This window comes from Sphingomonas folli, from assembly GCF_019429525.1.
GTDB lineage: Bacteria > Pseudomonadota > Alphaproteobacteria > Sphingomonadales > Sphingomonadaceae > Sphingomonas > Sphingomonas folii.
This window is the reverse complement of record NZ_JAHXZL010000008.1, coordinates 77,848-98,003: the sequence shown is the minus strand read 5'-3', so window position 1 is coordinate 98,003 and position 20,156 is coordinate 77,848. Positions and strand designations below refer to the sequence as shown.

The following is a 20,156-nucleotide window of genomic DNA, read 5'->3' as shown; positions in this document are numbered from 1 at the left end:
CCGGGACGCTGGAGCAGCTGGGCACCCGCTGTACCTTCTTACGGGTCCACCCAGAGGCGCTTGATCCCAGTCAGTTTGATCAATCCCCGCCGAGACTTCTCCAACAGCTTAGGTAGGAGAGGCGATGCGACGTCGCTCCACCTGTGCGGAGCTGTTGGGAGAAGGCGGATGGCGGATACGGCTGGTTGGGTAGCGCTAGTCGCGACCTGCGTGGCAGCGCTCATGACTGCCGCCAACCTCGGCGCCCGCGTCACAGGTTGGGGCTTCGTCGTTTTCACGATCGGCGCCGTTAGCTGGATCGTCGTCGGGCTCGCGTCCGGCCAGCAGCAGCTCCTCTATTCGAACCTGTTCCTCGGCATCGTCGACCTGTTCGGCATCTGGCGATGGTTGGGCCGCCGTGCGCGCATCAGCGATGCGACGCGGGCGGAGGAGAGACGGAGCACGAAGCTGCCCGGCGAGGCGCTGTTCTCGGTGGCGTCGCTCGACGGTCTTCCTGTTAGAGCGGCCGACGGCTCGGTGGCAGGCCACGCGGTCGACGCTCTGGTCGGCTGCGGCGGGGGCGGGATCGAGTATCTGGTCGTTCGCATCGGCGGCTTCGCCGGAATTGCGGAAACCCTCCACCGTCTTCCATGGTCCAACGTTTCGGTCCGCGGCGGCGAAGTGCACACTGCGCGGCGGCCGGAGAAGTTCGAGGAGCTCGCCGCGGTAGTCTAGTAGCGACGGCTGGGTTCCCACGGATGCATCGCGATTGACGCGCATCCGTCCTAGCCGTGCGAGCGACTGTGTAGGGATCCGACGAGCTTGCTCGATTCGTTCTGAGTAGCGGCGCGGTCCTGACGCCACCTATGCCGGCCTAGGGCGCGAGGCGCGGGAGCGCTGACCAATGCCCAGGGAAAAGACCCAAGATCGGTCATTCAGGCGCCCCTGCCCGCTCCCCAACTCCGGCCGCTCGTTCATCTTCAGAGCCGCCGGACTACGGCTCAGTCAGACTGAAAAGCTCGCGCCGTCTCGATGCGAGCGCGAACTCCGACCTCTCTCGCCCAATCATCCCAGAGCCCTTCCAAGCGCCTGACGACAGCAGCGCTTGGAGCAGCTACGTCTTTGGTTTCGGTGCGATCGTTTTCGAGATCGTAGAGCTCCCAAGCGCGATATACGGGCGAGCTTGGACCAGGCGCTCGAGCGACCAACTTCCACCGACCATCGATCACGGCGCGCGACCCTTCGTGCTCGAAGAAGAGCGGTCGCTGACGGGCAACCGCGTGCCCTCTCAGAGCAACGTCCAGAGACACACCGTCGACGGGTGCTCGGCTGGCTCTCGGCGTGACATGAGCCAGCGCCAACAAGGTCGGTGTGACATCGACGACGTGCGCCGCGTCGGTGACGGTCATGCCCTCGCGGGATCCCATGTGACCAGGCCAACTCATCATGAAGGGCGTGTGAGTCCCGCCTTGGTAGGCCTCGGCTTTCCACCAGCGGAATGGCGTGTTGGCTGCGCTAGCCCAATAGCTCCCGATCGCCGCCATCGTGGTCTCGCCGCCGATCGCCGCCACCTCGGGATACTCGCCGTACTGAACCCGCCTGCCGTCTCGGGTCTCGCTCCAGCGATCGTAATCGGCATAGGTCATGATCTCAGGGGAGGCGCCGTTGTCGTTCAAGAACATGATGACCGTGTTCTCGTACTGCCCGCTGTCCTTGAGTGCCCTGATCAAGCGGCCGATCCCCTGATCCATCACGTCGATCATCGCCGCATGTGTGGCCATCTTCCGGACCTGAACCGCGCGCTCCGCAGCGGTAAGGTTGCTCCAGGCAATGCCGGCATTGTTCTCGTATCCCTTATCGAGTGCCGGCACTCGATCTGTCGCAGGCTCAATCAGGCCGAGGCGCACCTGTCGCGCGTATCGATCTGCTCGCAGCCGCTCCCAGCCGTCGGCATAGCGCGGCAGGTATTTCTGGATCACCTTCTCGGGCGCCATCAGGGGCCAGTGAGCCGCAGTGTACGCCACGTACATCATGAAGGGCCGCCTGCCACCGCCCAGCCGCCGAACCTCGCTGACGGCGTGATCGCTGATCGCGTCGGTCAGGTAGAAGCCCTTCGGCACCGTCTGGACGGGCGTGAAGTCGTCCACCAGGCTGAAGGGGTCGTGATAGTCGTCGATCCCCCAGATCGTCCCCCAGTGATGCTCGAAGCCGCGCGCGGCGGGGTAGGTCGTGCGATCGCCGAAGTCGCGATCACGGTACGCCTGATGGTTGAGCCACTTCAACTGCTCGGTGCGCTCCTTGAGCGGCACGGCCGCGGTCAGGTGCCACTTGCCGATCATCGTCGTCGCGTAACCTGCGTCCCGGAGCTCCTCCGCGACGGTCGGCACGTCCTTGGCCAGGCTGTTGCCATTCTCGCCCATATTGACCCGGTGGGGGTAACGACCCGTCAGCAGGCTGGCGCGCGACGGGCAGCACCGGGACATGTTGTAGAAGTTGCTGAATTTGAGCGAGTGGCGGGCAAGCTCGTCGAGGTTGGGCGTGTCAATCTCGCCGCCGAAGGCGCCGATGTCGCTGTACCCGATGTCGTCTCCCATAATGACGATCATGTTCGGTCGTTCGGCGGAGCGAACGAGCGGCACCGCCGTCCTGACGATCGTAGGGGCGCTCGGCGACGCAGGTTGCGCGATCGCCGTAGCGGATGCGAAGGCCGCAGCTACAGCAACGCCATTTCTCAGCGCTCGCAGCAGTCGCGAGCGTTCGCCAGAAGCGTTTGCGGTCATGGTGTCTCCCCTTTGGTCTTCGTCCATGCGGGTGCGGTCCCTGCGTCCACCTCGATGGTGAACCTTCATGCGGGCGTGATCGCCACGCCCCTGAGCAGCCCTCAGAAAACGCCGCGAACGCCTACGACGAAGCGCCGATCGGCGATGCGCTCCTGCGTCAGGGGACCATCTATGAAGATGGCGTTCTCCTTGTTGGGCGAGGCCGTCAGATTGACGCCCGAGAAGGTCACGGCGAACTTGGGATTGATATCAATGCTGACGGAAGCGTTCACCTGGCTCCGCTTGTCCTGGTAGAGAGGGAGATTGTTGGTAACGTCGGTCGCCTCGGTGCGCAGGAACGGATCGCGGTAGGTGTAACGGACACGAGCGTTGATTCCGTACTTCTCGAAGAACAAGGTGACGTTGTAGTTGTTCTTCGACAGCTCCCTAAGCCCAAAAGGTATGGTGACCAGCTGACCGCCCACAAGCGCGGCGGGTACGGTGAAGGGCACCGAGCGCTTGCCATCCTGATAGGTGTAGTTGGCGATCACGCCGAAGCCGCTCAGCGCGCCGGGGAAATAGGTAAAGCTGTGCTGGAAGTCGACTTCGATGCCCTTCAGCGTAGCGTCGCCCTGATTCTGTGGCTGGTTTACTCCGGTGCAGACGCCGACGGCGCCGGTCAGGTCCACTGCGACCGGATTGAAGATGCCGCCGATACAGTTGGCCTGATTGAAGAAGCCGACCGCTTCATCGCGGAGCACTGGGGGCTGCGCGATGGTGACGACCAGATCGTGGTATTTCTTGTAGAAGCCGCCGACCGAGAAGATACTGTTGCGGTCGAAGTACCATTCCACCGCGGCATCGAACTGATCGACCGTCTGCGGCTTGAGATCGGGATTGCCGACGCTGACGTAGTTGGCGACGACGGGGAAGACGGCGCTCGGCGCCAGCTGCGAGAAGTCGGGTCGACGCAGCGAGCGGCCGTAGGAAGCGCGTAGCAGCACCGACTCGACCGGCTGCACGCTCAGGATCGCGTCCGGCAGCAGATACGAATATTCCTGCGTCGCCACCCTCGGCGTCGACGTGCCGCCGGTGACGAGCAGGCCGGACGCCGTCTGCTTCGTGTGCACGTACCGAGCGCCCAGCTCCGCACGCACGTTCATGCCGAGGGTGTCGCCCTCGAGGTTGAGTTTGCCGTATCCGGCATACGTCCGCTCTCGTACCGAGAAGCGGGCGCTGAGGTCTTCCGGCGGAGCGGCGGCCAGCCCGACGGCGGCGCGGGCGGCCGCCGGATCATCGGTCAACGCGCCAGCGACCACGAAGCCACCGAGGTAGCGGTCGCCGGTGAAATCGAAGAAGTCTGTCGGCGCTTGCCGATAGAGGCCGGGCTGCGAAGCTGCGCTGACACCGGGGAAGGTCGCCGACACCTGCGTCGTTTTGTCGCGACGTGAATCCGTCTGATTGAGGCGTGCACCGACGTCGACCGACTTCAGCGGGCCGAGATCCGCCGCCCAGTGCAGATCCATCCGCTGCGCGTTCTCGACGTTGTGGAAGCGGGTATAATTGTCGCGCGCGATGAAGGTCGAGTAATAGGCTGGGTTCGCGAGGTTCGCCGCGAGCGGGCTCGATGCGTCCGGGGCCAGGTACAGATCGTCGCGCGTGAGATCGAAGAGAAGCGGCGGGCTGATCCGACCTGGCGCGGTGTTGAAGCCCGCACCAGGATTGGAATACTGCGCAACGAGCTGGAAGTTGGCGTCTAGCGTGTCCGACCCTGCCCGGCTCGCCTCGACCTTGAGAGTGAAGGGCCCGTGCTCCCACTCGCCGCCTCCTGCGACGAGGTAGGACTCGGTGTCGCGCGTTGGGCTCTCGCCCGTCGAGCGGAACTGCACGCCGCTAAGCGTGCCTCGCGTCATCTGGCGGTAGCTGACGCCGCCCGACCGACGCATCTCGAACTCGGCGTTAGTCAGCGGGAGCTCCGTCAGCGGCGGCTGGAGGAACACGCCGGGCTGATCCCCGTCGTTCTGCTGATTGACGTAGGTGCCATCGACGAACAGCTTAAGCGCGCTCGTCGCCTGCCACTCGGTCGAACCGCTCACGGTCTTGTTTTCGCGGTGACGTCGCAAGAAATATTGGCCCACGAAGTTAGGAGCGAGGTACGGGTCGGCGGTCCCGTCGCCGGTGACATCGACCCCGGTTCGCGGCGCGTAGCGAACGTTCAGTGTGTCCTCGCGCACGTCCTGCGTCTGGTAGCTTCCTGACAAGACGACACCGATCGCGCCGATGCCCGTGTCGAAGGTCCGTCCGAAAACTCCGGAGACGGTCGGATTGTAGCGGTCCGCCTGATCGGCATATTCCATCTGCGCCCGGATAGCGGCTAGCGGCTGTTTCAATCCCAGCCCGCGGTAGGTCCGCAGATCGACGATCCCGCCGACCGAGCCTTCCACCTGGTCTGCCGTCGGCACCTTCGTGACGCGAACCGAAGCGATGATCTCGGCCGGAACGTCGTCGAAACTGATGCCGCCGCGCGCATCCCCCGAGGGCGTCGTGACGCGACCGTTGATCAGCACGAGGTTCTGGGACGAGCCTCGGATCGACACCGAGCTACCGACGCCGGCGGATCGATCGATCTGGATGCCCGTCACGTTCTCCAGGACCTCTGCGAGGTTCTGGTCAGGCAGTTTGCCGACGTCTTCGGCGTTGATGACATTGACGACGTTGATCGCGTCGCGCTTCTCGCTGATCGCACTTCGGATTGATTGCCGGATGCCGGTCACGACGATGTCGCCGCCACCTTGCGCCAGCGCGCTCGAGCCCGCCTGATCGTCGGCCGCCTGATCCACGGTCGTGCCCGCCACGGCTGCCTGATCCGGCGCACCCGACATCGCCTGTGCGCCCGCAGCGCCTGCCCACAGCGTTGCGAGCGCCACGCCTGATAGCACCCGCGCTCGCGCGGTGGTCTTGAGTCGGTTCGTCACGTCTTCCCCCTCGCCCTGCCCGGCTCGCGACTTCGATGGCGACCTTCCCCTTGTCGTCTTGCGCGGCCGTGCCGCTTGGAAAGGAGCAAATCCGCTGGCAGGGTCAACATAGACAACTCGATCTACGCCAAAGCTGAAGTTTAGCGGCTCGGATCGACCGCGCCGCTATGGCGTCGATGAGGAGTGAAGAGATGGCATTCTCGACGACGCGGCGCGCGCTGCTTGCAGGCACTGCCGCGATGGGCCTGCTTGGACGAGCTTCCGCTCGGGTGACCGATCACAATCGTTTGCCAAACGTCGTCGTCATCTACGCCGACGATCTCGGCTATGGTGACGTCGGCTGCTACGGCGCGACCGCTGTTCGAACTCCGAACATCGATCGTCTCGCGGCGGAAGGTCTTCGCTTCACCAACGGCCATGCGCCAGCGGCTACATGCACGCCGTCGCGCTATGCGTTGCTGACGGGGCGCTACGCGTGGCGGAAGGACGGCGCGCATATCCTGCCGGGCGACGCGCCGGCTCTCATTCGACCGGGCACGGCGACGCTCCCCTCGGTGCTGCGCGGAGCCGGCTATCGTACCGGCGTCGTCGGCAAGTGGCACCTCGGGCTCGGTGACGGCCACATCGACTGGAACCAGGACATTTCGCCAGGACCGCTCGAGATCGGCTTCGACTATTCCTACATCATCCCGGCGACGATCGACCGGGTGCCATGCGTGTACGTCGAGGGCAGGCGCGTGGTGGGTCTCGACCCAGCCGATCCGATCCAGGTCGACTACCGCCAGAAAGTCGGGTCGGATCCCACTGGTCGCGAGAACCCTGATCTGCTGCGGCTGAGGCCGAACGACGGTCATGACGGCACGATCGTCGACGGCGTGAGCCGCATCGGCTTCATGAGCGGTGGTAAGGCAGCCCGATGGAAGGACGAGGAGATGGCGGAGCATCTCGCCGGCAAGGCCAGCGCCTTCATCAGGGACAGCGTGAGCGCCGATCCGTCAAAGCCCTTCTTCCTCTATTTCGCGCCGAACGAGGTGCATGTGCCAAGACTCCCGGCACCCCGCTTCCGCGGCGCCACGACAATGGGCACGCGCGGTGACGTGATCGCTGAACTCGACTGGTGCGTCGGAGAGGTATTGCAAGCGCTGACCGACGCCGGCGTCGAGCGCGATACGCTCGTTGTGTTCAGCAGCGACAACGGCCCCGTACTGAACGACGGCTACGACGACGAGGCCGTCGCCAAGGTCGGCACACATCGACCAGCGGGGCCTTTTCGCAGCGGCAAGTACAGCATCTACGACGGCGGTCTGCGGGTGCCGATGATCGTCCGCTGGCCGGCCGGTGTGAACGGCGGTGCTACGTCCTCAGCGCTGATCGATCATGTTGACTTGACCGCAAGCCTCGCCGCGCTGGCGAGGCAGCCTCTGGCGTCCGACGCGGCCGTCGATAGCTTCAATATGCTTGCTCCGCTCCTTGGGCGGAGCCGCGAAGGCCGTCGCTTCGTCATCGAGGAGGCAAGCACCGTCGTTTCTGAGAAAGCGACGCTGGCTAAAGGGGCTGGCGGCAGCATCCTCGCACTGGTGGAGGGCCCTTGGAAGCTAATCCGCGCGAGTGGCGGGGCGGCTAGCTTCCACGGCAACGACATTGGTGCCGCTGCGGCTCCGCAGCTGTTCAATCTCCTTCACGATCCCGACGAGAAAGAAGATCTATCCTCTCGGCAGCTGGAGCTGGTGCAGGCGATGGATCGCCGTCTGGCAGCCATGGTGGCAGCCGGTCGGACGCGACCGCGATGAGGAGCCGGCACGCTGGCATGAAGCGCATCCCTGCGGGCAAGTTCGCAATGGGATCGAACGACTTCTACCCGGATGAGCGTCCAGTTAGACGGGTCGAGGTCGACAGCTTCTGGATCGACGAGACGCCGGTTACGAACGCGCAGTTCGCCCGCTTCGTCAAGGCGAGCGGCCACGTCACGTTCGCCGAGGTCGCGCCTGACCCGACCGACTATCCAGGCATGGACCCTGCGCTCGCTGCTCCCGGCTCAATCGTCTTCGTGCCGCCAGCCCATCCGGTTGAGCTCGAAGGCGATCCGGTCTGGTGGCAGTTCGTCCTCGGCGCCGATTGGCGGCATCCGCTAGGCCCGGGCAGCTCGATCGAGCAGCTTGCGAGACATCCCGTCGTCCACATCGCGCACTCCGATGCCGAGGCTTATGCCGCTTGGGCGGGTAAGTCACTGCCGACTGAAGCCGAATGGGAATATGCGGCACGAGGCGGACTTGAAGGCGCTCCATATGCCTGGGGTGATGACTTCATGCCGGGCGGCCGCCGAATGGCGCAGACCTGGGATGGCATCTTTCCTTGGCACAATGCGGCGCCGCCGCATCGAACGCGGACAGCGCAGGTGCGGAGCTATCCCGCAAACGGGTATGGGCTCTACGATCTGATTGGCAATGTCTGGGAATGGACAGCCGACCGCTACTCGGATGCGAGTGAGAGCGATAAAGCAGCTCGCTGCTGTGCAGGTGCGGCCTCTGATCCGGGCATCGATCGGTATGTGGCTAAGGGCGGGTCGCATCTGTGCGCTCCGGAATACTGCCAGCGGTACCGCCCCGCTGCGCGCTGGCCTCAACCGAAGGACACTACAGCGTCCCACATGGGTTTCCGCTGCGTTATGCGCTAGCAGGTCTGGGAAGAAGCTTTGACCTCTCGCCTGTGAGGAGCGGAAACCCATCTTCAGACATTCAGCGCTAAATCATCGCTCCCCAAGTTCCGACATTCGTTAAGGTTGCAAGGGACGCTAGGCGAATTGATCCGCCGGCAGGAGAGAGGAATCAGCGAAGGCGCGCGCTGTTACGATCTAGCCGAGCAGCCGCGCATACTCCTGTTCCGGTTGACCGTAAGTGTCGCCCGCGAGCGTCAGCAGCTTAGCGCGGTCGTGCACGAGCACCTTGGCGCGCACGGAGCGGATAGCCTGCTCGCCCTCGAGCCGATGCAGAGCCTCGGTGACGCTGCTGCGCCGCACCCCGAGCATCAGCCGAAACTCCTCGTGCGTCATGCAGATCTCATCCTTCTGGACGCGGTCATGGTACAGCAGGATCCATCGCGCCATCCGCCGATCCACCGCATGCGCCAGCGACGACACGATCGTCCGCCCCATCTGCAGCATGAAGACATGGACGTAGCGTGTGAGGGCGAGACGAAGCGTGGCGCTTCGATCGATAGCGGCCAGCAAGGCGTCGGCGGGAATCCGCTGGGCCTGTCCCTGTTCGGCCCGCATCGTGACATCGTAAGGGGAGCGATCGCTGCCCATCAGCAGCGGCCATCCGATGAAGCCCTCGGCGCCGACGAGCCCGACGGCGTAGCGCCGGTCATCGTCGAGCGAGTCCAGCACGCCGGCGATGCCCTGCTCGAGGAAGCAGATGCTGTCGATCTGCTCGCCGGCGCGAGCGATGAAGTCGCCCACCGCGAACGTCACCGGCTGAAGATGCGGTCGCAGCAGGGCAAGGTTCTGCGCCGAAAAGCTGGCCAACAGCTTGTTGCCGATCGATCCAACGACGTCGGCAGCCGGGTTCGCAGGCGTGCTGCTCGCAAACGATAGGATCGTCATCGCTTATCCTCCCGGACCGCCTTCGGCTTGGGACGGTTCCGTACAGAAACGTTGCTTGCGCCTCGTTTGTTCAGGTTCGAACAACAGGAGAAATCCATGGTATCCGTCTCGAAGCTGCCTCTGCGCGCCGGCATTGTCGCGGCCGCTGTGCTGACAGCCTCCGCCGGTGCGCTGGCGCAATCGCCGTCCTCTCCGAGCGCGCCGCCCCCCGCTGCACCACCCGCCAGCGCGATCCAGCCGCCGAAAGCCGCGCCCGATATGCAGATGGTACTGGACGCGCTCGCCGGTCTCGGTGGCAAGCCGATCGAGACGCTCACCCCCGCCGAGGCGCGGATGCAGCCGTCCGCCGCTGACGGTGCGAAGGCGGTCATGGCGAAGAAGGGCATGTCCACCGCCCCCGACACGTCGGTGACGACGCAGGATCTGCCCTATGGCGCGGACCCGCAGCAATTCGCGCGCGTCTACAAGCCCGGGGCGGCGCCGGCCGGCAGCAAGCCGATGCCCGTGATCGTCTATTATCATGGCGGCGGCTGGGTCATCGCCGACGTGGACACGTATGACGCTGCTCCGCGAGCGATGGCGAAGGCGCTGAACGCGATCGTGGTGTCCGTCGAATATCGCCACGCCCCCGAGTTCAAGTTCCCCGCGCAGCACGACGACGCGGCGGCAGCCTATCGCTGGACCTTGCAGCAGGCGGCGAACTGGGGCGGTGACCCTGAGAAGATCGCGATGGTCGGTGAGAGCGCGGGAGGCAATCTCGCGGTCGCGACCGCGATCTACGCGCGCGACAATGGCCTGACCGTACCGCGCCACATCGTCTCGGTCTATCCGATCGCCAACAGCAGCACGACACTGCCATCGCGCATGGACTCGGCCAACGCCAAGCCGCTGAACGCCGCTATGCTCAAGTGGTTCGGCTATTACTACCAGGCCAGCCCGGCCGACGCGCAGGACCCGCGCCTCAATCTCGTCGCGGCGAGCCTGCGTGGCCTGCCGCCGACGACGATCATCAACGCGCAGATCGACCCGCTTCGCTCCGATGGCGAGACGTTGGCCACAGCGATGCGCGCGGCCGGCGTCAAGGTCGAGCAGAAGACCTATCCCGGCGTGACGCACGAGTTCTTCGGCATGGCGAAGGTCGTCCGCGGCGCCAAGGACGCCAACGATCTCGCGGTCGCGCGGTTGAAGGCGGCCTTCGCGGCGCCCGCGCGCCGCTGAGGCCACGGCGGGGGACGTCCAGTCCCCCGCGCCAGGACGTGGGCCAGATGTCGCGTTCGGGTGTTTGCGCTCGAGACGTTGCCCATCTTCCCTCTCGATAAGCCGGAGCCGTGACGTGCAGCGAGCCAATCCCTATCTCACCGCAGCCACGGCGGCCGCGTTGATCGCCTCGGTTGCCGGAGCAGCGCTCGCGCAGCGGCCCTCACAACTGACCGAGGTCGCTCAGTTCGACCATCAGGCCACGGGCGTGGCGGTGGTCGCCGACGGGCGTCGCTTCGTCAACTTCCCGCGCTGGACCGACGATGCGCCGATCTCCGTGGCAGAGATCATGAAGGATGGGTCGCTCAGGCCCTACCCGGACGCGCGATGGAACGAATGGCGCAATGCGCGGTCCAGCGAGCTCTCGGTCGGCGAACATTTCGTCTGCGTGCAGTCGATCGTTCCGGATGGCCGCGGCAACCTGTGGGTGCTTGATCCCGGCGCGCCGGGCAACGAGAAGATCCTGCCGGGAGCGCCGAAGCTCGTCCGCGTCGACCTCAAGACCAATTCCGTCACCAAGGTGATCCCGGTGCCCGAGGACGTCGCGCTGCAGGGTACCTACCTCAACGACATCCGCTTCTCCCCCGACGGCAAACTGGGCTACATCACCGACAGCGGTACGCGCGGTGCGATCATCGTCGTGGACCTGGAGAGCGGCCAGAGCTGGCGCACGCTCGACGGTCATCCTTCGACCCAGGTCGACAAGGCCGTCACGGTCACGCTCGACGGCGCTCCACTGCGCCGACCCGATGGTCGGCAGCCCGCTTTCGCCGCGGACGGCATCGCCATCTCGAATGACGGCAAGACGCTGTTCTATCAGGCCCTGACCGGCCAGACGCTCTACTCGATCGACACCGCGCTCCTCGCTCGCGACGTGGCGGAAGCACGCCGCACCGCGGGCGTGCGCACCATCACGCGCACCCACGTCGCGGACGGGCTGTGGATGAGCAAGGCAGGCGTGCTCTACCTGACCTCGCCGCAGGATTACTCGATCAAGCGCCTGAGCGGAGCGACGGTCGAGACGGTCCTCACCGATCGCCGGCTCCGCTGGCCCGATACCTTCGCCGAAGGTCCGGACGGGCGCATCTACGTGACCGCGAGCCACATCCAGGACACCGTCTGGTTCAAGCCCGGCGCGCCTGCATCGGTGCCTACGCAATTGTTTGCTTTCACCCCCGCCCGATAACCCAAGCCGCCCTCCAGTCTGCGAGAAGAACCGATGACCCCCACCCCCGTTCGCTACAGCGACAGCGTCGAAGCGCCGATCGACGATGAGGAGAAGGTCCACCGCGACCTGATCGACACGATGCGCTCGATCACCGAGACCACCTCGGAGGACTACGGCCACGCGGTGCGCAGCGTCCATGCGAAGGCGCACGGCATCCTCTCGGGCGAGCTCACGATCGTCGACGGCCTGCCGCCCGAGCTGGCGCAGGGGTTGTTCGCCGGACCGGGCGCGCACCGCGTACTGATGCGCTTCTCAACCAACCCGGGCGACCTGCTCGACGACTCGGTCTCGGCGCCGCGTGGGCTGGCGCTGAAAGTCCTCGACGTCGCGGGCGAGCGCTTGCCCGACTCGGCCGAGGACACGACGCAGAACCTGATCCTGGTCAACGCGCCCGCCTTCGCCGCGCCCGACGCCAAGGCGTTCCTCGGCAGCCTCAAGCAGCTCGCCGCGACGACCGATCGCGCCGAATGGGCCAAGAAGCTGCTCTCCGCCACGCTGCGCGGTGTCGAGACCGCGCTGGAGGCGGTCGGCGGCAAGAGCGCAATGATCGCGACGATGGGCGGCGCGCCGATCACGCACCCACTCGGCGACAGCTATTACAGCCAGGTACCGTTCCGCTACGGTGAGTATATCGCCAAGTTCGCGCTGGTACCGGTGTCGTCCAACCTCACCGAGCTGACCGGTGACAGCGTCAACACGTCGGGTCGCCCCGACGCGCTGCGGGAGGTAATCCGCGAGACGATCATCGAGCGCGGCGGCGAGTGGGAGCTGCGCGTACAGCTCAATACCGATCTCGACGCGATGCCGATCGAGGATGCCTCGGTCGCGTGGGACGAGGCTGCGAGCCCGTATCGCACCGTGGCGCGGATCACCGTGGCACCGCAGCTGTCGATCGGAACTGACCTCGCCGGCGCGGTCGACGAGAACACCTTCTTTAGCCCCTGGCACGGCCTCGCCGCGCATCGACCGCTCGGCTCGGTCAATCGCGCGCGGCGGCAAGCCTATGAGATGTCGGCCGCGTTTCGCGCACGCTACAACGGCTGCCCGATGCACGACAGCGCCCGCTTCCCGGCGGTCGGCTGAGGCGCGGCGCGATGCCGACGATCGCCGCGGGCGACCTCGACCTCGCCTACACCGTCGCGGGCCCCGACAACGGTCCACCGGTGTTGCTGCTCCACGGCTGGCCCGACGACGCCTCGACCTGGGACGGCGTCGTGCCCGCGCTCGCCGCGGCCGGCCGCCCCGTCATCGTGCCGACGCTGCGTGGGTTCGGCGCGACCCGTTTCCGCGACTCCGCGGCGCTGCGTACCGGCAACAGCGCGATCCATGCCATGGACATGATCGCGCTGCTCGACGCGCTCGGGATCCGTCGTTTGGCGGTGGTGGGTCACGACTGGGGCTCAAACATCGCGGAGGCGCTCGCGGTCGGCTGGCCCGATCGCGTGGAGCGGCTGGCGATGCTGGCGACACCGCCGCGGCTCGGGGGCATGCCGACGCCCGGCTTCGAGCAGGCGCAGCGTTACTGGTACCATTGGTTCATGGCGACCGCGCGCGGCGAGGAAGCGGTGCGGCGCGACCCGCACGGGTTCGCGCACGTGCACTGGGTCAACTGGGCGCCACCTGGCTGGTTCGACGAGGCCACCTTCCGCCGCGTCGCCCGCTCGTTCGATAATCCTGACTGGATCGACGTGACACTGCATAGCTATCGCTCGCGCTGGGAGAACGCTCCGTTCGACCCCCGGAGCGAGTGGCTCGAGACCAAGATCAAGGCGGCGGCACCGCTGTCTCTGCCCGCGCTCTTTATCAAGGGCGACGAGGATGGTGTCACCGCGCCTGCCAGCTTCGAGCGCGTGCCGGCCAAGTTCGACGGCCCCTTCGAGCTGGTTGGCCTGCCCGGCGTCGGCCATTTTCCTCAGCGCGAGGCGCCCGAGCAGGTGGCGCAGCTGCTGGTCGACTTTCTCGGCGGGGCTCAGACGTGAGCGCCTCCCATCACTCATCTAGCGAGATGCCGATGACCTACCTCCCTTATCGACCCGAGATCGAGCACCCCGAAGCGGACGAGCAGGAGACGATCGACGGCATCATCCGCGGCATGACCCAGCAGAGCGAGACGGTCGAGCGGCGCGAGCACCACGCCGTGCGCGCCAGTCATGCGAAGTCGAGCGCGCTCGTCACCGGTACGCTCGAGATCGCCGCCGACCTGCCGCGCGAGCTGGCGCAGGGGCTGTTCGCGACGCCGGGCTCGCACCCGGTCGCGGTCCGCTTCGCGCAGGGGCCGGGAGAGACGTTGGGCGACCGTGTGTCCACCCATCGCGGCATGGCGATCAAGGTCTATGAGGTCGAGGGCGAGAAGCTGCCCGGGCACGACGCCGAGACCCAGGACTTCGTGCTCGCGACCGGCACTACCTTCCCGTCGGGCACTGCCGCGGGCTTCCTTCGCGACGGCAGCGTGATCGGCAAGGCGGCCGCCCTGCCCGAAGGCGCGAAGAGCGCGGTCGCGTCGGTCGCGCGCAACCTCAACCGCCTGCTGCACGCGGTGGGCACCGAGAGTTCGATGGCGGACTTCTTCGGCCATCCCTTCGCGCACCCGCTTGCCGAGCCATACTTCAGCCAGGCGCCGATCCGCTTCGGCGACCATGTCGCCAAGCTCGGCGCGTTCCCGGTTGCCCCCGCGCAGGCGGCGCTGCAGGAGTGGCGGCTCGACCCGCACGCCGACGAGGACGGCTTCCGCCATGCCGCGACTGCCTTCTTCCGCGACCATGAGGTTGTCTACGAGCTTCGAGCACAGCTGTGGACTGACGCCGAGACCCAGCCGATCGAGGACGCGTCAGTCGAGTGGCCGACCGAGCAAAGCCCGTACCTCACCGTGGCAACAATCCGACTGCCGGTGCAGGACGCGTATAGCCCGGCGCGACAGCGTTACTTCGACGAGGAGCTGACGTTCCGCCCGTCTAACAGCCTGATCGCGCACCAGCCGCTCGGCTCGGTGATGCGGGCGCGGCTGCAGGTGTATCGCGCGCTCGCCGCGTTCCGCCAGCACGAGAACGGCGTCACCCCCGCGCGGCAGGCGAGCGTCGACGAGGTGCCGGCATGAGCGCACGGCCGGCGCAGTCGCGGGTGGGCTGGTCGCCGGGCTCGCGATAAGCGCGCTGCTGGTCGCAGGCGAGCGGAAAAGTCGCAAGCCGTCCGAGCTCACCGACCTGGAGCGCGCCGGTGCGCGTCAGCTCGGGCTCCATACACCAGACGCCAGGGTGCTGCCCGACGCGCGCGAGTAGGTCATCGTGCAGGGTGCGTACCTTGCCCTCTCCGCCGCGGCGCCCTGAATGGCACTCAGGAGGTACGACGATCGCGGTTCACACGCTAAACCATCTCGGTTTCGGGCTCATCACCGCGGTAGGTGCACGCCTCGCTGCTGAACACTGACCCGCGGAGATCTCGAGAACCTTTTCCGCGAGCGGGCACGGCGTATGATCGTGCAGGTCGCGTTGCGCTCACGTGTAAGAACTGGAGAGATCCAATACCGGTCACTCAGGGCCGCCTGGCGCCCGCCAAACTTCGGATGCTTGTTCATCTCGGGTCCGAGCCTTCCGGGATGCCGCGCAAACGTCCGACTGGACTTCTTGGCAGAGAAGCAGCCGCGGGCCATCAACGGGTTGGCGGCTGCATGAACTCTATCGTGACATGATCGGGACCTGAGACGTAGGCCACCAAGGTACCCTTCCGCGGGCCACCCGCGATCGGCAGCGGACTACCTTTCGCTCTCCATCCTGCCGCCTCAACGCGGGCGATGGCGGCGTGGATGTCCTTCACGGTCAGAGCTAGGTGGGCGGCTCCGATCGATCCCGCGCTGTCGGGTACCCTCCCGTTCTGAGAGCCGTTCGAGTATTGCAACAATTCAACCACGTAGCCGTCGGGTGCCTTGACGATCGCCGTCTTTACGCTCGGATCAACGACACCAGTCACCTGATGCAGGAAGTCGCCGCCCATCTCAGATTGACGCTCCAGCGTGAAACCGAGCGCTCCCGTCCAGAACCGGATGGCTGCGTCCAAAGACGAAACAGCGAACCCTGTGTGGTCGACGGTAAAGACGTTTACGTGATCGCTCATAGCCGAACGTGTGCGGCCTACGCAGGATGTCCGCAAGGGGGCGCTGTGCTGCGCCCCTTCGTGGCTAGGGTCCAGTATCGGTCATCCGTAACTCCCTGCCCGCCTCCCGAGTTCGGACGTCGAAACAGAGCGGTGCTCAAGGCTTTTGGGCGGTCCTAAGAGCCTGCCGATTAGAGCTCTCGCATGTGACCCCCGGGCGGTCACCAATAAGGTCTATTGGCTGTCCGCCGTTTAGTCGCTCGACGTACGACGGCCGCTCGCTTCAGTCTCGCCTATGTCCGGCGACTCGGCGAACCTGTGGTCGAAATCCGCAGCGATGCTCGCAACGGACACATCATTTAAACGCCGCAGGAGCAGCGCTTCTGCCTCACGCAGCGCACCTTCGAGTGATGCGTTGACCGCTTGCTCGACCAGGCAGGTCGCCGTCGGGTCAGCTGGACCGAGCGCGAAGATGCGGTTTTCTCCGAGCGCTCGGTGGACGTCGAGCATGGTGATATCGTCCAAATCCCTAATCAGCGACCATCCGCCGCCATGCCCCTTCACCGAGCGGACGTAGCCCGCGTCGCGCAGCCCCGACATCGTCCGGCGGACAACCACAGGGTTCGTTCCCAACATTGTGGCCGCTGCCTCCGAGGTCAGCGGTCCCGCCATGCGGCCCATGTGGATCAGCAGGTGCAGCATTCTCGACAGCCGGGCGTCCACAGCATTGATCCTCCTGAGCCCTGGCTATCACGTAACTTTCGATGTTGCAAAATATGGCGACGCACGTCATGTAACACCTGTAGTATGCTGAGAGGCTCAATATGTACGACGTGATCGTTGTTGGCGGCAGCTTCGCCGGCCTGTCCGCTGCTCTGCAGCTTGCCCGGGCGAGACAGAAAGTTCTGGTAGTCGATGCCGGGCTGCCGCGGAACCGGTTCGCCGACGAAGCCCACGGCTTCCTGGGTCAGGATGGCCGGCCTCCCGCTGCGATCCTACGTGACGCTCGAACTCAACTTATACGCTATTCGACGGTGGAGATCCGGACCGGCGAGGCCAGCGCGGTCGAGCCGATCGATGACGGCTTCGCCGTCGGCCTCTCGTCTGGCGCCGAGGAGCACGCCCGACGTCTCGTGCTAGCCACAGGGGTGACGGACACGCTGCCGTCGATCCCGGGCTTGCGTGAGCGCTGGGGCGAGAGCGTGCTGCATTGCCCCTATTGCCACGGCTACGAAGTACGCGACCTGCCGCTTGCCGTGCTGGCCGCGCATCCCATGTCGCCGCACCAGGCATTGCTGATCCCGGACTGGGGACCCACCACCTACTTCACGCAAGGAGAGTTCGAGCCCGAGCCGACCGAGCTCCAGGCGTTCGCCGCGCGGGGCGTGGCAATCGAGCGCACGCCCATCGTCGAGCTGCTCGGCGAAGCACCCGGACTCGATGGTGTTCGCCTGGCGGACGGGCGCATACTGACCGTCGCAGCAATCTTCACGGCGCCCCGAACGACACCCACGACTTCGCTGGCCGCTATTCTCGGATGCGATCATGAGGAAGGACCAACCGGCCCCTACATCAAGGTCGATCAGTGGGGAGCAACGTCCGTGCCTGGGGTGTGGGCTGCAGGAGACGTCGCCACCCCCATGCATAATGCCACGCTGGCATCAGCGGCCGGCGTCTTGGCCGGCATCGGCGCGCATCAAGCCAGAGTGCGGGCTACGGCGGAGTGATGGTCAGCTCGTCGACCCATTCCAGCAGACACCCGGGCGGCCTTTCCAGCTACGCCAGGTTGGGACGTCGTTTCATCATCGCTGCCCTGAGGCCCATGCTAATCAACGGGGCTGCCTGCCTCGGCACGTAACCGCTCGTCGACCGTTCCCTGCTCACTCCATCAGCAGGAACTGAAATGACCGACGATCCGCGCATCAGCCATCCGACCAGCTTTCCTGACGAGCCGCAACAGCCGCGTCCCGGCCTGACGGCAGAGATGCGGACCAAGCCCGATCACGGCGAGGACAGCTATGTCGGCAAGGGATTGCTCAAGGATCGGATTGCGCTGATCACCGGCGGGGACTCAGGCATCGGGCGGGCCGTGGCGATCGCCTATGCTCGCGAAGGTGCAGATGTCGCGATATCCTACCTTCCCGACGAGCAGGTGGACGCGGAGGAGACCCGGGCCTGGGTCGAGAAAGCCGGGCGGCGTTGTCTTCTGCTTCCGGGAGACATTCGTGACCGGGATCATTGCGCGAGCATTGTCGAACGCACGGTCGCCGAGCTCGGAAGTGTCGACGTACTCGTCAACAATGCCGCGGCTCAGACCATGAACGAGGGGTTGGACAGCATCGACGACGATGAAATGCAAGGCGCCTTCGCTGCAAATGTGTTCGCCATGATCCGCCTGGCGAAGGCAGCCGCGCCGCACATGAAGCCAGGCTCTGCCATCATCAACACGACCAGCGAGCAGGCCAAGGTCGCGAACAAGACCATGGTCGTGTACGCTGCTACGAAGGGCGCGATATCTAGCCTGACGGTGGGCCTGTCCAATCTTCTTTCCAGTGAAGGGATCCGCGTGAACGCGGTGGCGCCTGGCCCGATCTGGACTCCCATTCAGCCGATCGCCAAATCGCCGGAGGAATTGCAAACGCTGGGGCAGGATACGCCAATCGGGCGTGCCGGGCAGCCAGCGGAGCTTGCTCCCGCATATGTGCTGCTCGCCTCATCTGAGGGCAGCTACATGTCTGGTAACGTCGTAGCTGCCACGGGCGGCGTCCCCGTCTCTTAAACGATGAGGCTCGACATCAGCCGTCACTTGAGCGGTACTGGCTGATGTCGGAAACTCATCGCTCTACAGCCAATCTGACCCAATATCGGCCACTCAGGGCTGCCTGCCGCCCGCCCGATATCGGACGCTGGTGTTGTCAAAGCAACCGCACCTAGCGCGAGATAGGCGAGTTTCTACCCCGTCCGCTTGCTCGATGGCCGGGCGAACGAAGGAGATCTCGAAACCAGCTCGAGAGAGTTCGCAGCGCTGACAGCCTTAGGATAGTAGCTGAAGGACGCTACGATGCACAAGCCCCGGCCGCTCGCGAAGCCGGTGCGTTTGGTTTGACAAAGCCTCCTGGTGCGACTGCCGCTTAGTGCCGCTACCGTCGCCCAGCATGATGATGTCCAGCTCGGGCATGGTGAAACCGGTGTCTGACAGATCGAAGTCGAGCGCGCCCAGCTCGTTGAGCTCGAGCGCGAGCTCGAGCAGCTCCCACTCACCCGTCTCCGCCAGACGGTTGAGCGCGATGCGCAAGCCGCGCACCGCTGCTTCGTCGAGATGCGTCACCTCCACCACCGGGATCATGGAGATGCCCAGCTCGCGCGCCGCCTCGACGACGATGTGACCGTTGATGACCGTGCCTGCCGCATGGATCAGCACGGGCGCGACGATGCCGTACTGGCGAACCGACTGGGTCACGCGCCGCAGCTGCGCCGGCGTAGTCTTCCGCGCGCGCCGCTTGGCCACCTTAATGTGCTCGATGGAGCGCAGCTTGAACGATGTCGCGTTCTTGGCCGCAGCACCGTCGCCAACAGTCGCGACCTGGTCGCGCGCCGCCGCGCAATGCTCGCGCCGCCCACGCGACGATAGCAGCAGCTTGCCCTTAAGTTGGCCTTGCTCAATCCGCCCTTGCACGCCCATCACCAATCCCCCACGTCAGAACTCGAACCCCGCTCCTCACGCGGGAGAGCGAATGCTCTTCCGCGCGCGAAGCAACGAAACGGCCCCTTCCTTGGGAGATGTGACGATGCTAGGATCGTCTACCGAGTGGCGCTGGCCGGCAACGGCCCGACAACCTCGATAGAGCCATTATGTGCCCCACTAGGCGCAGGCGCAAGCCGGAAAATGACTGCCTCTACGGCCTTTAACTGAAGCCGGTTCTTGCCCGAATACGACGTAATTAGCCGCCTGTTACGCCTCGTCTGTCGCAGTCATACGCACCTGCTCGCACCATCAGAAAAGCGCAGTTATTTGCGACATTCGTCGACGCGAGCGGCTCTCGCCAACTGGCTGAGTGAGCGAAACTAGATGAATTGGCTGAACTGAAAGCTGGTCGCCCGAGCCGAGGGAGAAACCGTACCAGCCAGCCTCGCTTCGGAGAATGTTGGCGCGAATCACCACGCTATGCCCCTGGCGAACCCTCTCCGCGCTACCGAGAAGTGCCCGTCACCCCGCGGAAGTGCGCCCTTTCGGGCAGGAGGATAGAAGAGGTCGAGGAAGCCTCAGACTG

General features: G+C 65.4%; 16 protein-coding genes. 10 read left to right on the top strand and 6 right to left on the bottom strand.

The annotated features are described in order from the left end of the window. Window positions 1–222 precede the first annotated feature (222 nt). The gene (locus KZ813_RS13240; RefSeq protein WP_258046755.1) at window positions 223–714 is read left to right on the top strand and encodes a PRC-barrel domain-containing protein; all 492 of its coding nucleotides are present in this window, start codon (window positions 223–225) and stop codon (window positions 712–714) included. Between the two features lie 266 nt (window positions 715–980). Here KZ813_RS13240 and KZ813_RS13235 read toward each other — a convergent pair whose 3' ends face one another. Together KZ813_RS13235 and KZ813_RS13230 are read right to left on the bottom strand one after the other, a co-directional pair. Next, window positions 981–2,759 (bottom strand): arylsulfatase, encoded by a 1,779-nt coding sequence (locus KZ813_RS13235; protein WP_219755462.1) that lies wholly within the window; start codon window positions 2,757–2,759, stop codon window positions 981–983. 101 nt (window positions 2,760–2,860) lie between these two features. Next, window positions 2,861–5,713 carry a TonB-dependent receptor gene (locus KZ813_RS13230; protein WP_219755461.1) on the bottom strand — a complete coding sequence of 951 codons (2,853 nt, stop codon included), beginning with the start codon at window positions 5,711–5,713 and terminating at the stop codon, window positions 2,861–2,863. Window positions 5,714–5,904: 191 nt separating this feature from the next. On the opposite strand from KZ813_RS13230, the gene KZ813_RS13225 reads away from it, so the two are divergent. Together KZ813_RS13225 and KZ813_RS13220 are read left to right on the top strand one after the other, a co-directional pair. After that, on the top strand, window positions 5,905–7,503 hold the full coding sequence (locus KZ813_RS13225) for a sulfatase family protein (RefSeq protein WP_219755460.1): 1,599 nt from the start codon (window positions 5,905–5,907) through the stop codon (window positions 7,501–7,503). Further along, window positions 7,500–8,387: a formylglycine-generating enzyme family protein gene (locus KZ813_RS13220; RefSeq protein WP_506344943.1), complete on the top strand. Its 888-nt coding sequence runs from the start codon at window positions 7,500–7,502 to the stop codon at window positions 8,385–8,387. Before KZ813_RS13225 ends, KZ813_RS13220 begins: the two co-directional genes overlap by 4 nt. 177 nt (window positions 8,388–8,564) lie before the next feature. On the opposite strand, the gene KZ813_RS13215 is transcribed toward KZ813_RS13220, so the two are convergent. Then, a complete protein-coding gene (locus tag KZ813_RS13215) occupies window positions 8,565–9,314 on the bottom strand; it encodes a Crp/Fnr family transcriptional regulator (RefSeq protein WP_219755458.1) in 750 nt (249 codons plus the stop codon). A gap of 258 nt (window positions 9,315–9,572) precedes the next feature. On the opposite strand from KZ813_RS13215, the gene KZ813_RS13210 reads away from it, so the two are divergent. The 5 genes from KZ813_RS13210 (at window position 9,573) to KZ813_RS13190 (ending at window position 14,893) form a co-directional block, all read left to right on the top strand. After that, on the top strand, window positions 9,573–10,532 hold the full coding sequence (locus KZ813_RS13210) for an alpha/beta hydrolase (protein WP_258046754.1): 960 nt from the start codon (window positions 9,573–9,575) through the stop codon (window positions 10,530–10,532). Window positions 10,533–10,647: 115 nt separating this feature from the next. Next, window positions 10,648–11,757 (top strand): L-dopachrome tautomerase-related protein, encoded by a 1,110-nt coding sequence (locus KZ813_RS13205; protein ID WP_308461889.1) that lies wholly within the window; start codon window positions 10,648–10,650, stop codon window positions 11,755–11,757. Window positions 11,758–11,790: 33 nt separating this feature from the next. Continuing rightward, on the top strand, window positions 11,791–12,882 hold the full coding sequence (locus tag KZ813_RS13200) for a catalase family protein (RefSeq protein WP_219755456.1): 1,092 nt from the start codon (window positions 11,791–11,793) through the stop codon (window positions 12,880–12,882). 11 nt (window positions 12,883–12,893) lie between these two features. Beyond that, entirely contained in the window at window positions 12,894–13,778 is an 885-nt protein-coding gene (locus tag KZ813_RS13195; protein WP_219755455.1) for an alpha/beta fold hydrolase, read from the top strand. Window positions 13,779–13,810: 32 nt separating this feature from the next. Next, the gene (locus tag KZ813_RS13190; RefSeq protein WP_258046753.1) at window positions 13,811–14,893 is read left to right on the top strand and encodes a catalase family protein; all 1,083 of its coding nucleotides are present in this window, start codon (window positions 13,811–13,813) and stop codon (window positions 14,891–14,893) included. 551 nt (window positions 14,894–15,444) lie between these two features. Here the strand turns inward: KZ813_RS13190 and KZ813_RS13185 are convergent. After that, entirely contained in the window at window positions 15,445–15,906 is a 462-nt protein-coding gene (locus tag KZ813_RS13185) for a VOC family protein (RefSeq protein ID WP_219755453.1), read from the bottom strand. A 231-nt stretch (window positions 15,907–16,137) separates the two neighbouring features. Further along, window positions 16,138–16,608 carry an Rrf2 family transcriptional regulator gene (locus KZ813_RS13180; RefSeq protein ID WP_308461888.1) on the bottom strand — a complete coding sequence of 157 codons (471 nt, stop codon included), beginning with the start codon at window positions 16,606–16,608 and terminating at the stop codon, window positions 16,138–16,140. Window positions 16,609–16,709: 101 nt separating this feature from the next. Here KZ813_RS13180 and KZ813_RS13175 point away from each other — a divergent pair, with 101 nt between their 5' ends. Beyond that, window positions 16,710–17,612, top strand: coding sequence for an NAD(P)/FAD-dependent oxidoreductase (locus KZ813_RS13175; protein ID WP_219755452.1), 903 nt, complete (start codon window positions 16,710–16,712; stop codon window positions 17,610–17,612). Between the two features lie 176 nt (window positions 17,613–17,788). Then, on the top strand, window positions 17,789–18,664 hold the full coding sequence (locus tag KZ813_RS13170) for an SDR family oxidoreductase (protein WP_219755451.1): 876 nt from the start codon (window positions 17,789–17,791) through the stop codon (window positions 18,662–18,664). A 255-nt stretch (window positions 18,665–18,919) separates the two neighbouring features. On the opposite strand, the gene KZ813_RS13165 is transcribed toward KZ813_RS13170, so the two are convergent. Then, window positions 18,920–19,567 carry a ParB N-terminal domain-containing protein gene (locus KZ813_RS13165; protein WP_219755450.1) on the bottom strand — a complete coding sequence of 216 codons (648 nt, stop codon included), beginning with the start codon at window positions 19,565–19,567 and terminating at the stop codon, window positions 18,920–18,922. Between the last annotated feature and the right edge of the window lie 589 nt (window positions 19,568–20,156).

Excerpts from the sequence above, each read along its gene's own strand:
- KZ813_RS13220 (WP_506344943.1), top strand. The coding sequence starts at position 7,500 with ATGAGGAGCCGGCACGCTGGCATGAAGCGCATCCCTGCGGGCAAGTTC.
- KZ813_RS13185 (WP_219755453.1), bottom strand. The coding sequence starts at position 15,906 with ATGAGCGATCACGTAAACGTCTTTACCGTCGACCACACAGGGTTCGCT.
- KZ813_RS13225 (WP_219755460.1), top strand. The coding sequence starts at position 5,905 with ATGGCATTCTCGACGACGCGGCGCGCGCTGCTTGCAGGCACTGCCGCG.
- KZ813_RS13200 (WP_219755456.1), top strand. The coding sequence starts at position 11,791 with ATGACCCCCACCCCCGTTCGCTACAGCGACAGCGTCGAAGCGCCGATC.
- KZ813_RS13210 (WP_258046754.1), top strand. The coding sequence starts at position 9,573 with ATGCAGATGGTACTGGACGCGCTCGCCGGTCTCGGTGGCAAGCCGATC.
- KZ813_RS13235 (WP_219755462.1), bottom strand. The coding sequence starts at position 2,759 with ATGACCGCAAACGCTTCTGGCGAACGCTCGCGACTGCTGCGAGCGCTG.
- KZ813_RS13170 (WP_219755451.1), top strand. The coding sequence starts at position 17,789 with ATGACCGACGATCCGCGCATCAGCCATCCGACCAGCTTTCCTGACGAG.
- KZ813_RS13175 (WP_219755452.1), top strand. The coding sequence starts at position 16,710 with ATGTACGACGTGATCGTTGTTGGCGGCAGCTTCGCCGGCCTGTCCGCT.
- KZ813_RS13195 (WP_219755455.1), top strand. The coding sequence starts at position 12,894 with ATGCCGACGATCGCCGCGGGCGACCTCGACCTCGCCTACACCGTCGCG.
- KZ813_RS13215 (WP_219755458.1), bottom strand. The coding sequence starts at position 9,314 with ATGACGATCCTATCGTTTGCGAGCAGCACGCCTGCGAACCCGGCTGCC.
- KZ813_RS13165 (WP_219755450.1), bottom strand. The coding sequence starts at position 19,567 with ATGGGCGTGCAAGGGCGGATTGAGCAAGGCCAACTTAAGGGCAAGCTG.
- KZ813_RS13190 (WP_258046753.1), top strand. The coding sequence starts at position 13,811 with ATGACCTACCTCCCTTATCGACCCGAGATCGAGCACCCCGAAGCGGAC.
- KZ813_RS13240 (WP_258046755.1), top strand. The coding sequence starts at position 223 with ATGACTGCCGCCAACCTCGGCGCCCGCGTCACAGGTTGGGGCTTCGTC.